This window comes from Bacillus sp. FSL W8-0770 (assembly GCF_038008705.1).
In the GTDB taxonomy this organism is placed as follows: domain Bacteria; phylum Bacillota; class Bacilli; order Bacillales; family Bacillaceae_G; genus Bacillus_A; species Bacillus_A cereus.
The window spans coordinates 489454-505000 of the sequence record NZ_JBBOZR010000001.1 but is presented as its reverse complement, the minus strand read 5'-3'; the positions used below and the strand labels follow the sequence as shown (position 1 = coordinate 505000).

The window sequence follows — 15547 nt, the reverse complement described above, 5'->3', positions numbered from 1 at the left end:
ATTACGCCTTATGACACTCTGGACAAACGCCATAAATTTCTAAGCGATGACTATTGATAACGAAGCCTGTCGTTTTCGCAGCTTCCTCTTCCAGCTTTTCCAAGCCTCCATAAGGAAAATCAACAATCTTACCACATTTTTCGCAAATCACATGATAATGTTGACTTGTAACATAATCAAATCTACTTGAAGCGTCTCCATAAGTTAATTCCTTTACAAGTCCAACCTCTTTAAACACACGTAAGTTATTATAGACAGTTGCAACACTCATATTTGGAAACTTACCTTCTAATGCTTTATAAATATCATCCGCTGTTGGGTGCGTCATTGATTCCACAAGGTACTCTAAAATAGCATGACGCTGTGGAGTAATGCGTACACCCGTATTTTTCAGCATTTCTAGCGCTTCTTTTAATTCTTCTTTGACCACCGTCATGCACCCCGATTCTATACGGATTATTATTTTATAATTCTTATAAAGAGTGTACTCCTTTTCTTATAAATCGTCAATATTTCTACTATAAGTATGTAGTTTATTTTTATATTCAGGACTTGTTTTTATGTATCTTTCCCTTTTTTCTTCATATATTCCATAGAAAAAAGTGCGACATAATCGCACTTGGAATACTATCATCTGAGGAGGTATGCCCTACACTTCCACTTTATGTAAGGGAGTAAAATATGTATAGACACTTGCCTTGTTTCTGCATATTTTATCTCCAATGTAGATTTATTTTATATAAGAAAGAACATCCTCAATATGTCCTTTCACTTTCACTTTACGCCACTCTTTTACAAGTTCACCGTCTTTATTAATAAGGAATGTAGAACGCTCGATTCCCATATACTCTTTCCCAAAGTTCTTTTTTAACTTCCAAACATCGTATAACTCTGCTACTTTATGATCTTCATCTACTAAAAGTGTAAATGGCAATTCATGTTTCTCAATGAATTTCAAATGTCTATTCGCTGAATCAGGACTTACTCCAAGAATAACCGTATCCTTCTCTTGAAATACTCCATACGCATCACGAAAATCACATGCTTCAGTTGTACATCCTGGCGTCATATCTTTCGGATAAAAATAGAGAACTACATTTTTACCGCGGAAATCAGCTAGGCGAACTTCTTCTCCGTTACTTCCCTCTAATGTGAATTCTGGTGCCATTTCTCCTACTGTAATCATAGTTATCACTCCTACTCTTTTCCTTTACTATAACAAATGCTTCCTTATTTTTCATTGTCTATTACAGACCTCATCACAAAAGCAAAAGGGAGTGTATATCCAATTAGCGCTTCTGCGATTGCAATCCATCGCCCAATTCCAATCGGAGATATGTCACCATATCCAACAGACAATAAAGTAACTGCGCTAAAATATAAACAAACTTCGACGAGTTGAAAAGAATGAGCGTTCAAACTTTCTCCGTCCTCTTTCAAAACTGCGAAACCCATTTCCTCTAATACAACGTAACTTAATCCAAATGCGATTAGTACTGTTGTATAGATTAAAAATAATGTGGCCAAATTATAGAGCGAAAAAAAACGCGTTGAATCCGAATAGGAACTCCATAATAATTGGACACTTTTCAAAATAGCGATTGCTGCAATTAATAGAATAAATCCCCATAACATGTCCTCCACCTCATTTTATATGTATGAGGTGGAGAACTGATTTATCCCTTAGAAACGAACAAGCTTCTATAATTAATTACCCGCGCCACGATACCTTTTTACCCCTTGGTTCCAGAGGGTGATTGCAATCGTAAAACAGATAATACCAACCATTGGCGTCGCAAATGCATAACTATTCCATTCTGTTTTTCTTAAAAAGTATGCCGCTGGATATACTCCAACAAATGCAAACGGTAAAACAAACGTTAAAATGAAACGAATTACACGATTATAAATATTAACAGGATAGCGCCCGTAATTACCTATGTTATACATAAGAGGCATAATTGAACTTTTCGCATCCGACCAAAAACCAAGGCTCGCCAGCGTAACAAATATCCCTCCATATACAAGTGCTCCTCCTCCTACCATCAATATAAATAAGAAGAAATCATACCAGTAAAAAGATAATTGTAACTCCACAGCTGCATATCCCATTACAACAATCCCTGTAATAGCTCCAATTAAAGATTCAAGTTCCATTCTTTCTAATATAATTTGAAATAGGCTATGGATCGGTCGCGTTAATACACGATCCATCTCCCCTTTAATAATGTATCGATCATTAAAATCCCATATATTAAAGAAAGCTGAAAAGATGGCAAATGGCACTAAAAAGAAACCATAAATAAAGATTACCTCTTCTCGACTCCATCCCTTCAATGCTTGTGTATGCCCAAATACAACGAGAATAAATATTAAATTAACTGCTTGAAGCGATAAATCAGAAAGTAAACCAACGATAAAATCGCCTCGATACTCCAATTTCGTTTTTATATATTGACTTGCATATTGTAAAAATAAGTTTATATATATCATCTCATCATCCCCCTTGTACAATTAGACGTTTTCTCGCCGTTCTCCACATGAGTACAATTGGAATAATAAGTACAATCGCCCAAATCACTTGAAATACTAAAGCCTCATACAACTTACTCCCCTGTATACCTTCAGAAAAAATCATACTTGGAATATAACTAATAGCCTGAAATGGTAAAAACATCATTGCTTTTTGGGCCCATAACGGATAAAAACTAATTGGTAATAATAGACCTGAAAATAAATCAATAACAACGCGTTTTGCATACATAATCCCACTATTATTAAATAGGAAAAACGTAAGCATTCCCGTCATTAAATTAATTTGTGTATTAATAATAAAGCTAAATATTAAAGATAAGAAGAAATATAACCAAGTTTGAAAATTCGTTGTAATTTGCAACGAAAATAATAACGTAACGATAACCATGCCTGGAATGGAAAAGAAGGCAAAACGGAATATTCCCTCGCCAAGACCTTGCATAACTTTCATTCCCAAATAGTTATACGGACGAATTAATTCTACAGCCACACGTCCTTCTTGAATCTCCATCGCAATTTCCCTATCTATATTATTAAAATAGAAGGCACGTGCCATCCACGCGATTGCGATATACGTGGTCATTTGCGAAATAGATAAACTTTCAATATTCTCTTTTCCGCTATAAATTGCTTGCCATAAAAAATAGTAAGCACCGATATTAATCGTATAAATTAAAATCCCGCTATAGTAATTTGTACGATACGCAAGCATCATTAAAAAGCGAATTCGAATCATTTCAATATACTTACCCATGCGTAATACCTTCTTCATAAATGTTACGAATAATTTCCTCTGTAGACACTTCGTTAATTTTTAAATCTTTAATTTGAAATGCTTGTACTACTTTAGAAATAAGCATTGAAATAATAACTTCTTCATTCGGAATTTTTGCAACCCATGCATTTTCCTCTTTCGCTTTCGACCAAACAACATGATTATCTGGCATAACCATTGATAAAGCCTGATAGGAAACTGGTGCAACAAACTGAAAGTGAATTTCCTTCTCTGCTCCCCACTGCGTACGAAGATTACTTAAAGAACCGTCATACATAATATTCCCTTCATCCAGCATGATAACGCGCTCACATAAAGCTTCAATATCAGTAATATCGTGTGTTGTTAATAAAATTGTTGTTTTATAACGTTCATTCATTTCTTTTAAAAATTCACGTATTTTCAATTTCACAAGTACATCTAACCCAATTGTTGGCTCATCTAAAAATAATAACGGTGGATTATGAATTAAGGCTGCCGCTAATTCACAACGCATCCTTTGACCAAGAGATAATTTTCGAACTGGTTTATCTAATAAAGGCCCTATATCTAACGTTTCAATTACGTGCTCCATATGCTCCTTATACTGAGCGTCTGATACACCGTACACTTTCTTTAATAAACGAAACGATTCTTGTACTGCAATATCCCACCAAAGTTGCGAACGCTGTCCAAAAACAACACCAATTGTTCTTACAAATTCTTCTCTTTGTTTATGTGGGTTCATTCCATTTACTGTGATTTGCCCTGATGTCGGAGTTAAAATCCCCGTAAGCATTTTAATTGTTGTTGATTTACCAGCACCGTTCTCACCGATATAACCAACCATTTCACCTTGCTTTACAGTAAAAGATACATCATTTACTGCTGGTACTATTTTATAATTACGATTTAATAAATCGCGAAATGCACCCTTTAAGCCCGGACGACTTGAATAGGCTGTAAACTCTTTACGTAACCCTTGTACCTCAATTACCGATTTCATAATCGGACCCCCCTCCTAAATGTCACAACGAATAGTTTACCCAACTGCCTGCGCTATCACAAACAATACGTCTTTTCGAAAAACATGTTAGAATAATACATAGATTTTTGTAAGGAGATGAATTGTAGTGAAATTCACAAAGTCAGAAGCATTACATAAAGAAGCTTTAGAGCATATCGTTGGCGGTGTTAATAGTCCTTCTCGTTCTTTTAAAGCAGTTGGCGGCGGCGCTCCTGTTGCTATGGAACGTGGGAAAGGCGCTTATTTCTGGGATGTAGACGGAAATAAATATATCGATTATTTAGCAGCATACGGTCCTATTATTACTGGACATGCTCATCCGCATATAACAAAAGCAATTACAACAGCTGCTGAAAATGGGGTACTTTATGGAACACCAACAGCGCTAGAGGTAAAATTCGCAAAAATGTTAAAAGAAGCAATGCCTGCATTAGATAAAGTCCGTTTCGTAAACTCTGGTACAGAAGCAGTGATGACAACGATTCGTGTTGCTCGTGCTTATACAGGTCGCACAAAAATCATGAAATTCGCTGGTTGTTACCACGGTCATTCTGATTTAGTACTTGTGGCAGCTGGATCTGGTCCTTCTACTTTAGGAACTCCTGACTCAGCTGGCGTACCACAAAGTATTGCACAAGAAGTTATTACCGTTCCATTTAATAATGTAGAAACTTTAAAAGAGGCTTTAGATAAATGGGGTCATGAAGTAGCAGCTATCCTTGTAGAACCAATCGTTGGAAACTTCGGTATTGTAGAGCCTAAACCAGGATTCCTTGAAAAAGTGAATGAACTTGTTCACGAAGCTGGCGCACTAGTAATTTATGATGAAGTTATTACTGCTTTCCGCTTTATGTACGGTGGTGCTCAAGACTTACTTGGTGTGACACCTGACTTAACAGCGCTTGGTAAAGTTATTGGCGGCGGCTTACCAATCGGTGCTTACGGTGGTAAGAAAGAAATTATGGAACAAGTTGCTCCGCTTGGACCTGCATACCAAGCTGGTACAATGGCAGGAAACCCTGCTTCTATGGCATCAGGTATCGCTTGTCTAGAAGTGCTTCAACAAGAAGGGCTTTATGAGAAATTAGATGAACTTGGTGCAATGCTTGAAAAAGGAATTTTAGAACAAGCAGCGAAACATAATATCGACATTACATTAAACCGTCTAAAAGGGGCTTTAACTGTATACTTCACAACAAATACAATTGAAGATTACGATGCCGCACAAGATACAGACGGTGAAATGTTCGGTAAATTCTTCAAGCTTATGCTTCAAGAAGGAATTAACTTAGCACCTTCTAAATACGAGGCATGGTTCTTAACTACAGAACATACAAAAGAAGATATTGAATATACAATCGAAGCTGTCGACAGAGCATTTGCTGCCCTAGCAGACAATAAATAATCCCATCATTAAAAGGAAAAAAGAAAGCTCACCTTTCTTTTTTCCTTTTTTCTATTTCATAAATTCCGTATTAATAGTATAATTATTCATAATTATCTGTTTTATATTCTTTTACAGCATTACTATCTCTGTGTACAAGGTGATTCGCACCTTAAATAGTGAGATTATTCTAACTTTTACAAGAGGGGGGATTGACGGATGCTCAATAAAAAAAATACATGGACACCGTCTTTATTTCGAGATTATAGAAATGCAGAACATGATGCGTGTGGAATCGTTTCCGTTATGGAGAAACGAAAAATTGCTACAAAAGAAAACATTGATCTTTGCATACAATCACTCGTCAAAATGAATCATAGAGCTGGTTTCATTAATGGCGAGGGCGATGGCATCGGCATTCACATTGATGTACCAAAAACGCTTTGGAATGAAAAACTAAAAAGTAGCGGATATAATCCAACGATTGTGGATCATCCCCACTTTATCGTTGGACATTTTTTTCTAAATAAAAAAGAAGACATTACTGCCTTAAAAAATTATATTCGTACGCAATTAAACAACAAAAACTTTACTATCATTTTCGAAAATGATGATGTAACAAACTCAGATGCGCTCGGTCCACTTGGTAAACAAGAAGAACCTTTATTTTGGCAAGTTGCCCTTATCTCAGAAAACGAAATTACAAATATTGAGCAAACATTATTTTCTGTCACAATAAAAATAGAGGAAAACGAAGCAATTCATGTTGCTTCATTAAGTCGTGATCATGTTGTATATAAAGTTCTAGGTGCTGGTGATACGCTTGTTGCCTACTATAATGATTTACAACATCCGCTTATCGCTTCAACTATGACATTAGGACATAACCGCTACTCTACTAATACATTATCTAATTTTTTTCGTGTACAACCATTTAGCATTCTCGGACATAATGGTGAAATTAACACAATTGCGAAATTACGCGATCAAGCCGAAATGATTGATGTACCACTTACTGCAGGAGGCAGTGACTCTCAAGATTTAAACCGCACCTTAGAAACCCTACTTGTTCAATACAACTACAGCTTATTTGAAGCAATGGAAATTCTATTCCCACCAATTATTAATGAAATTAAACTTTATGAAACACCTTTACAAGATTTATATACGTATATACGTGAAGCATGGGGACATTTTGCCCAAGGACCAGCTGGCATCATTTCCCGTTTTAAAGATGAAGCTGTTTTCAGCGTTGATTCCCTTGGATTACGCCCAGTATGGAAAGTAGAGACAGAGAGCTCTTATATTTTCTCTTCTGAACCTGGAGTTGTATCACCAACTAAATATGTAGCAGAACCAAAACCACTCGCTCCTGGAGAAAAAGTCGGATTAAAATGGAATGAACAAGATGAACTTGTTCTTTATGAATATGACAAATATCAAATCCAAGTATATAACCGTTTTAAAAAGCGAATTGATACTACCAATTACCATTTAAATTTATCTATCCCTGAAACGAAAAAAATCCAAGGGCTATGTGATTCTGTTCAAGTTGAAACGAAACAATACGTCGCTTTCGGATGGGACCGAGAACATATTCAACTTCTTGAACAGATGGCAACAAAAGGCGTTGAGCCAATACGCTCACTTGGGCATGACTCACCACTTGCCGCACTTGATACTGATAGACGAAATATCGCTGACTTTATTAAAGAAAGTGTAGCTGTTGTTACAAACCCTGCAATTGACCGTGACCGTGAAATTGAACACTTCTCTACACGTACTGTACTTGGAGAGCGTCCAAGTTTATTAAGCGGCGCAAAACGGCCATTTGTAGTTGAAATGCTTTCACCAATTATTTTAGAAGGAAGCGTGGCACAACCTATTGCAGAGGAATTACACACAATTACGTACGAACAACTCATAGAGCTATTTAAAACTCATAACTCTATCGCCACAATCTCTGCTACATTCAGCTCGTCAGAAACTCTACAATGTGCATTAAGCCGCATTAGTTCTGAAGCGATAGCTGCTGTTAACAACGGTGCTTCCCTACTAGTATTAGATGACGCAAAAGCCCATCTAAATGAGCGATTGTGGATTGATCCACATTTAGTTACTGCTAAAGTACATCAAGCATTAAGTGAAAATAAATTACGCCGCAATTGTTCTCTCGTTATACGTTCTGGTGCCCTTCGCTCCTTACATGACATTGTCACGCTATATGGATTAGGAGCAGATGGTATTAATCCATATTTATTATTCGCGACTGTAAATGACGGAACAAAAACACCAATTACGAATCTGTATAATGCACTTAATAAAGGATTAGAAAAAGTCATTTCAACAATTGGAATTCATGAGTTACGTGGTTACGGACGTCTCTATTCATCTATTGGGTTACATGAAGAAATCGCAAATATATTACAGATTACAAATTTCTTCGGTTCAAATGATTTAGCTTTTTCACTTGAATCACTTGCTGAAGATGCAAAAATGCGAGCGGATGATTATAACAATCCTAAAATTAGAATGCGAAAATCATTTCATATATTCCCGCGAATTTGGAAAGCAATCGGCGATGTTGCAAAAGGAAATTCTTATGATGATTACCGTGACAAGTTAAGTGAACTAGAAGAGAATAATCCCATCGCAATCAGACACCTTGTTCAAACGAAACAAACAAAACATGTCGTTCCAACTGAAGAAGTATCTATCGGCATTAAAAACCATGATTTTCCATTCATTATTAGTTCTATGTCATTTGGTTCTCAAAACGAAATTGCCTTTCGCGCATATGCAGAAGCGGCCGATCAGCTAAATATGATTAGCTTGAACGGTGAAGGCGGCGAAATTAAAGATATGATTGGAAAATATCCACATACACGTGGACAACAAGTGGCATCTGGGCGATTTGGAGTAAATGCCGAACTACTAAACTCATCGAACTTAATTGAAATCAAAATCGGTCAAGGCGCAAAGCCTGGGGAAGGTGGGCATTTACCTGGTTCAAAAGTAACAGCCAAAATCGCTGAAGCACGTAATGCGACAATTGGCTCAGATTTAATTTCACCTTCTAATAACCATGATATTTATTCAATTGAAGATTTAGCTCAAATGATTACGGAAATTAAAACAGCTAATCAACTTGCCAAAGTAGCCGTGAAAGTCCCTGTCGTTCCTAATATCGGAACAATTGCTGTCGGTATCGCCAAAGCTGGTGCTGATTTTATTAACATTAGCGGATTCGATGGCGGAACAGGTGCTGCACGTATTCACGCCTTGCAACATGTAGGTCTTCCTGTAGAAATTGGTGTTAAAGCCGCTCACAACGCTTTATTAGAAGCGAGCATGAGACATAAAGTAGAGATTTGGGCAGATGGTGGTATTCGAAGTGTAAATGATGCCTTGAAAATCATGCTTCTCGGAGCAAACCGTATTGGATTTGGCACACTATCAATGATTGCAATCGGCTGCACTACTTGCCGTGGGTGTCATCTAGATACTTGCCATGTCGGAATTGCGACACAAATCGAGTCTGAAGCACAAGCAAAAGAACATGGGTTACGCCGCTTCGTCCCACGCGAATTAGAAAGCGCAGTTACTGGCCTGCTAAATTTATTCACCTCTTTCGGTATAGAACTAAAACAATTAACAGGACAGCTTGGGTATACAAATTTACAAGCAATTGTTGGGCGTTCTGATTTATTAGAGCAAGTTCGAGGCGAAAATTTATTAAACTTACGTAATTTATTACAAATAATAGAACATCCATCTGTTACAACAACAGATGGCGTACCAGAAAAACAATTTAAGACAGTTCATTCCGCTGACTCAAAAGAATTAGTAGGCGTTGGTGTAGAGCAACGCGTTATGGGTGGTCTAGAATCATGTTATCGCGTTCGCAGTAAACTATATGAAGCTACTCAACTTGAACCACTTACATTAAAGTATACGAATGGTTCTATTCCCGGAAATGGGTTAGGCGCTTACAATAGTGAAAATTTATTTATACACGTAAATGGCGGCGCACAAGATGGCATTGGTAAAACTTCCTTTGGTGGTGGGATTTATATAACGAAATCAAAAGGAAAAGACGGAGTATATTATAACGGTTCTGTCGGAAAAGGATTTGGATATGGTGCACAAAAAGGGGCACTATACGTGCAAGGGAACGCTGATGCTCGCGCTGGCATTCGCCTTTCTGGGGCAGACATGATAATTGGAGGTAGAATAACAAAACCACTCCGTGAAAAAGAGCAAGGAAATATAGGGGCATACTCCAATATTAAAGGTTTTGCTTTTGAATATATGACAAATGGGCGAGCGCTTGTTTTAGGTGACCCTGGTCCATGGATTTGTGCTGGCATGACTGGCGGTGTTGTTTATTTACGTCATGATTCAAACTTAGGCCTAACAGAACAGGCCTTAAAAAGAAGAATTGCAAAAGGGGCAAATGTTACATTACAATCAATTAGTAAAAATGGTTTGAAAGATGTAACTGAATTATTGCTAGACTATATTCGTGTACTAAACGAACATGAGCAATATGAGGAAGTTGCTTTATTAACAGCATTATTAGATGATATACAGAACCAGTTTTTTGAGATTATCCCGAAAAAAGAACAGGCAGACCCATCTATCTCAACAGAGTAAAATGAGTAATTTTCATTATTAAGAAAAAATTGACGAAGTACGCTTCTCATAGTAATCTATAGTAACAATTTGAGACCTGCTGAAATTCAGCAGGTTTTTTTACTAAAAACTGATGTTTAAAAGGAATTAGGAAAAATTATAAAGTGAAACTTTAATTAGCCTACACCAATCGAGCGTTTACCGGCATCTAGCTTCTAATTTTTGAGGCAGTAATCTTACTACTCACAATTAGCGGGATAAAATGAAAACTAATTTCTTTTAACGTCACTAAAATATCACTTGCTAACATATTGTAATGAATGTATAGTATCATGTTGTACATTCATTATGACAAGAGAAAGGATCTTATTAAGGGTATGAAACTTGGTGCTCGCATTTTAAAAACGGGTATTGCCATCACGTTAGCTTTATTTGCTTGTATTTTACTTCAATTACCGAGTCCGGTATTTGCGGGAATTTCAGCTATCTTTGCTGTTCAACCGTCTGTATACCGTTCTTATTTAACAGCACTTGAACAAATTCAAGCAAATGTAATTGGTGCGATATTTGCTATCGCATTTGCTACTGCTTTTGGACATAATCCTTTTATTATTGGATTAACATGTATATTAGTAATTGCTCTTACATTACAATTACGATTAGAAAACACAATATCAATTGCTTTAGTAACAGTTATCGCCATTATGGAGTATCAAGGCGAAGATTTCTTTAGTTTTGCCTTACTTCGATTTGCGACGATTATGATTGGTATTATTGCGGCTTCACTTGTAAATTTAGTATTTATGCCGCCAAAATATGAAACAAAACTTTATCATCGTATCGTTGATAATACAGAAGAAATTGTAAAATGGATTCGAATGAATAGCAGGCAGGCTTCTGATTTTACAACGCTAAAAACTGATATTGATCGTATGAAAGAAAAAATGATCAAACTAAATCATTACTATTTGCTGTATAAAGAAGAAAGAAGCTATACGAAAAAAGTAAAGTTCGCAAAAATTCGTAAGCTCGTTTTATTCAGACAAATGTTAGCGACAACAAGCCGTGCTTTAAGTACGTTAAAATCATTACACCGTACTGAAAATGAACTGCGCTATATGCCAGAAGAATTTCAGGAATCTATCCAAAACGAACTTGACTCATTAACGCATTATCATGAACAAGTTTTATTAAAATTTATTGGTAAAGCAAAAAAACAACAATCAGTTGAAATGCTTGATGAAGTTGAAACAGGTAAACAAGAATTAATTGATATCTTTATGGAATATCAAAATAAAGACGATGAAGAAGCATATAAAACATGGTTACATCTCTTCCCTCTTATTTCTTCCATCATTAACTATAGTGAAGAAGTAGAGCATTTAGATTTGCTTGTAGATAGCTTCTACACATATCATAAACCAGAAAAAGAACTCCAAATCGATGATAAAAAAGAAGACGAATAAAAAAACAGCTCCTTTTATGCTAAAGGAGCTGTTTCTGTTATATGTTGAAGTTGATATAAATTGTAATAAAATCCTCTTTTTCGCATTAACTCTTCATGAGAACCAGTCTCTTTAATCTCACCGTCTTCAATGTAAATAATCGTATCAACATGTGTAATCGTCGCTAATCGATGTGCAATTATAATCGTTGTCCGGTCAGCAGCTAACGTCTGAAGCGCCTCTTGAATATACCTTTCATTTTCTAAATCTAATGCTGAAGTTGCTTCATCTAATATAAGTACCGACGGATTCTTTAGAAACACTCGTGCAATTGCCACGCGTTGTCTTTGCCCGCCTGATAGCTTCACACCACGTTCTCCAACGACAGTATTATAACCATCTGGTAAGTCTATAATAAAATCATGAATTTGCGCAGCTTTGGCAGCTGCAATCACTTCTTTCTCTGTAGCTTTCGGATTTCCATATAAAATATTAGCTCCAATTGTATCGCTAAACAATAAATTATCCTGCAGTACAATTCCAATATGACTACGCAAATTTCTCATATTGTACTTTCTTACATCTATGCCATCTACATAAACCGCGCCTTCAGAAACATCATAGAAACGCGGGATCAAACTAGCAAGAGATGACTTTCCTCCCCCACTCGCTCCTACAAGCGCTACTTTCTCTCCAGGCTGCATAGTTAATGACAAGTTGTGTAATATCTCTTTTTCATCTGCATTATAACGAAAAGAAACATTTTCAAATACAATTTCTCCATTTAATTTTTTCGTTTGTACCGCATTTGGTACATTAACAATATCGTATTTTTCATCTAACAGTTCAAACACACGGTCCATCGATGCAAAAGATTGTGTTAATGTTGTAGATGAATTAACAAGGCGGCGAAGCGGACTATATAAACTATCCATATATCCAACAAAAGCTACCATCGTTCCTAGCGTTAACTGCCCTTGAATTACTTCATATGCTGCAAAACCAATCACAAGTAACGGACCTAAATCGGTTAACGTATTTACTGCCGAAAATGTTCTTGCCGTCCAACTTGTATGGGTTAATGCTTTCGTTAAAAATTCATTATTTCTTTTTTCAAACTGCTTCCCCTCATACTCTTCTAACGCAAAGCTACGTGTCACTTGCATTCCTTGAATACGTTCATGCAAATACCCTTGCATCGTCGCTAACGCTTGTGAACGCTCTTTCGTCAATTTCCGAAGACGTCCGAAAAAATATTTCACTGCAATTACATAAATAGGTAAAATCAATAACGCAACAAATGTTAATTTTATATTCATAGAAAACATAACAATGATAGCAATAGCAATTGTTGCAGTATCTAACCAGACGTTCATCAAACCAGTAATTACAAAATCCTTCGTTTGTTCTACATCATGGATGACACGCGAAATAATCTCCCCTGTTTTTGTATTGGAGTAATAACGTAAACTTAACTTTTGTAAGTGACCGAAAATATGCTTCCGCAAATCATACAGTATTGTATTTGCGATACGTTGGGCGAAATATTGACGATAATATTCAATCGGTGGTCTTAATACCGCAAAAATAAAAAAAGCAATTCCAATCGCTGTTATTAATTGAGATGTTTTATCTTGAAGTGAGCCCGCGCCTTGAATTACATCATCGATAATATACTTTAATAACCACGGCATAATAAGTGGGATACCGAACTTAACTAGTCCAATAATAATTGTAATAGCAATAAGCCATCGATATGGTTTAACAAATTGTAAATATCTTTTTATGCCTTGCACATAATCCCCCCTCTAATAGGACAAACCTGCCGGGAAGCCCCCTGCAGGTTTGTTTTAATTTCTGTACATTAAATATCGTTCATACCACATATCTACGAAGTCTGGTGCAAATGGACCTTTTCTTTGATGAATCCACTGTGTTAAATGTGCTACATTTCGTTTTAAAATTGTATCAATAACAGGTGGATACTGCATAATTTGACTATGTTTTTCATACTCATCTTCATCTAGAAGCGTATATGTCATATCTGGATATACTTTAATATCTAAATCATAATCAATATACTTTAATGCTTCAGGATCATACGCAAAAGGTGAGCTTAAATTACAATAATAATATACGCCATCTTCCCTAAGCATCCCAATCACATTAAACCAATAGTTGGCATGAAAATAACAAATTGCTGGTTCACGAGTAATCCATGTTCGGCCATCCGATTCTGTAACTACTGTACGATCATTCGCTCCGATTACAAGACTCTGTGTCCCTTTTAAAATTGTTGTTTCTTCCCACATTCTATGAATGGAGCCATTATGTTTATAACTATGTATTTGTACTTTTTCTCCTTCTTTGGGAAATCCCATATATGCTCCCTTCTTTCAACTGCAAATGCCCTTTGAACGGCATTCACTTTTTTTCTATTATAACTTTTTTGTCGAAATTTTAAAACTAAAGGGATAAGACTCTATTTTTCAAACTGAATATGCAGGAGGTTTATCGTTGAATACTATGCCCCAACTCTTCTTAAGAGATAGGGATTGTACTGCATTATTTATAAGCGAGGACATGTAATAGAAAAAGCCCTTCTCTATTTCCATACAAAGAAGGCCTTTTCACCTGAAGATAACAATATATCTTACCCTAAATTTGAAATCATTTTTTCAGTTGCAAAAGATTGAATTACACTATTCGTTTGTTCTTCAAATTTCTCATGTAACATCTTCAACGCTACTTCTGTTCTATATATTTCCTGACGGATAAAATGCAGTTCTTTTTTATCGCACGTATCTTTTTCATTCATTTCGATTTGTTGATACTTCTCTAGATGTGCTTGTAACTTTAACAACTCATCCATCGTTTCTAATTGCTCCCCTACCAACTTATCAAAATCGTTCATTACTTACCCCCTTTTGGACTTATTCATCAGTTATTATTCCTAATTACATAATTCTAATTGTTAACTTCCTTCTCCTTTGACTACATTTGTTGACTTATTAGAAGTTATGTCGTTCGCTTTCTTTTCATTACAACGATCCACGCAAAAAGAAAACACTTCTCCCGAATTAGAGAAGTGTTTTTCTTTCATTACTGATTTGAGCTAGAAGATTGTGATTGTTTTGCAGCTGACTTAGCATTTTGTTTTTTCACAGAATGCACGTCTGTTTCAGTTGCAAATTCTGTACCATAACTAGCGTTTGCACTTTGTGCACCAGAAGCTTGTGCTTTCTTTGCTTCTGATTGTGCGTTTGCTTGTTTTACAGCTTGTACATCTGTTTCAGTTGAAAACTCTGTACCATAACTAGCATTTGTACTTTGAATGCTAGCACCAGAAGTTGCTTTGTTATAACCTTGTTGTTTTTTACTCATCTTTCTCACCTCCACAATCAATAATGTAACCAATTCACTTAGAAGCTATCCGTAATTTTCTTTTTTAAAATTTCCGCATATAACTTTTGTTACTCATTCAAACTATAGAAAATGGAGGTGTAAATATGTATATAGGACGCGATATGACTGAACTAACGATGATTTCAAAAAATGAATGGAAAGAAGATGAATTAGCTTATTTTCATCACTCACTACAACAGGTTCTGCCTTATTTAAATGTAGAAGGGCAAAGTATTTACAAAGAAATTGTAGTAGAAATCGAATCAAGAGGCGGCTTACAAGAAGGTGAAGCTAGTTGGACTCATGGGACAAAAATTTCTTACGATTAAAAAAGTGTTCCCTAGATTGGGAACACTTTTTTA

14 protein-coding genes are annotated in these 15547 nt (G+C 36.1%); 4 read left to right on the top strand and 10 right to left on the bottom strand.

The window, feature by feature from the left end; translation table 11 throughout:
• Position 1 precedes the first annotated feature (1 nt).
• From perR to NST27_RS02600, 6 genes are all read right to left on the bottom strand, one after another.
• On the bottom strand, positions 2 to 430 hold the full coding sequence (gene perR / locus NST27_RS02625) for a peroxide-responsive transcriptional repressor PerR (protein WP_000237829.1): 429 nt from the start codon (positions 428 to 430) through the stop codon (positions 2 to 4).
• Between the two features lie 300 nt (positions 431 to 730).
• A complete protein-coding gene (gene bcp / locus NST27_RS02620) occupies positions 731 to 1186 on the bottom strand; it encodes a thioredoxin-dependent thiol peroxidase (protein WP_000633710.1) in 456 nt (151 codons plus the stop codon).
• Positions 1187 to 1230: 44 nt separating this feature from the next.
• Positions 1231 to 1635: a potassium channel family protein gene (locus NST27_RS02615; protein ID WP_000964343.1), complete on the bottom strand. Its 405-nt coding sequence runs from the start codon at positions 1633 to 1635 to the stop codon at positions 1231 to 1233.
• Positions 1636 to 1707: 72 nt separating this feature from the next.
• Positions 1708 to 2493: an ABC transporter permease gene (locus NST27_RS02610; protein ID WP_047385571.1), complete on the bottom strand. Its 786-nt coding sequence runs from the start codon at positions 2491 to 2493 to the stop codon at positions 1708 to 1710.
• A 4-nt stretch (positions 2494 to 2497) separates the two neighbouring features.
• Positions 2498 to 3289 carry an ABC transporter permease gene (locus NST27_RS02605; protein WP_000521519.1) on the bottom strand — a complete coding sequence of 264 codons (792 nt, stop codon included), beginning with the start codon at positions 3287 to 3289 and terminating at the stop codon, positions 2498 to 2500.
• Positions 3282 to 4295 carry an ABC transporter ATP-binding protein gene (locus tag NST27_RS02600; protein WP_000843658.1) on the bottom strand — a complete coding sequence of 338 codons (1014 nt, stop codon included), beginning with the start codon at positions 4293 to 4295 and terminating at the stop codon, positions 3282 to 3284. The genes NST27_RS02605 and NST27_RS02600 overlap by 8 nt, the downstream gene beginning before the upstream one ends.
• A gap of 127 nt (positions 4296 to 4422) precedes the next feature.
• Here NST27_RS02600 and hemL point away from each other — a divergent pair, with 127 nt between their 5' ends.
• From hemL to NST27_RS02585, 3 genes are all read left to right on the top strand, one after another.
• Positions 4423 to 5721, top strand: a complete 1299-nt coding sequence (gene hemL, locus NST27_RS02595) for a glutamate-1-semialdehyde-2,1-aminomutase (RefSeq protein ID WP_047385569.1) — start codon at positions 4423 to 4425, stop codon at positions 5719 to 5721.
• A 198-nt stretch (positions 5722 to 5919) separates the two neighbouring features.
• Positions 5920 to 10356, top strand: coding sequence for a glutamate synthase-related protein (locus tag NST27_RS02590; RefSeq protein ID WP_061661716.1), 4437 nt, complete (start codon positions 5920 to 5922; stop codon positions 10354 to 10356).
• A gap of 356 nt (positions 10357 to 10712) precedes the next feature.
• On the top strand, positions 10713 to 11801 hold the full coding sequence (locus NST27_RS02585) for an aromatic acid exporter family protein (RefSeq protein ID WP_000765787.1): 1089 nt from the start codon (positions 10713 to 10715) through the stop codon (positions 11799 to 11801).
• A 14-nt stretch (positions 11802 to 11815) separates the two neighbouring features.
• Here the strand turns inward: NST27_RS02585 and NST27_RS02580 are convergent, their stop codons facing one another.
• From NST27_RS02580 to NST27_RS02565, 4 genes are all read right to left on the bottom strand, one after another.
• Positions 11816 to 13576 carry an ABC transporter ATP-binding protein gene (locus NST27_RS02580; RefSeq protein ID WP_001161601.1) on the bottom strand — a complete coding sequence of 587 codons (1761 nt, stop codon included), beginning with the start codon at positions 13574 to 13576 and terminating at the stop codon, positions 11816 to 11818.
• Between the two features lie 54 nt (positions 13577 to 13630).
• Positions 13631 to 14161, bottom strand: a complete 531-nt coding sequence (gene ntdP / locus NST27_RS02575) for a nucleoside tri-diphosphate phosphatase (RefSeq protein ID WP_000506624.1) — start codon at positions 14159 to 14161, stop codon at positions 13631 to 13633.
• 272 nt (positions 14162 to 14433) lie between these two features.
• Positions 14434 to 14694, bottom strand: coding sequence for a YgaB family protein (locus NST27_RS02570; RefSeq protein ID WP_000997575.1), 261 nt, complete (start codon positions 14692 to 14694; stop codon positions 14434 to 14436).
• A 188-nt stretch (positions 14695 to 14882) separates the two neighbouring features.
• Entirely contained in the window at positions 14883 to 15164 is a 282-nt protein-coding gene (locus tag NST27_RS02565) for a gamma-type small acid-soluble spore protein (protein WP_000039046.1), read from the bottom strand.
• A gap of 125 nt (positions 15165 to 15289) precedes the next feature.
• On the opposite strand from NST27_RS02565, the gene NST27_RS02560 reads away from it, so the two are divergent.
• Positions 15290 to 15514 carry a hypothetical protein gene (locus NST27_RS02560; RefSeq protein WP_000275436.1) on the top strand — a complete coding sequence of 75 codons (225 nt, stop codon included), beginning with the start codon at positions 15290 to 15292 and terminating at the stop codon, positions 15512 to 15514.
• The last annotated feature ends 33 nt before the right edge of the window (positions 15515 to 15547 follow it).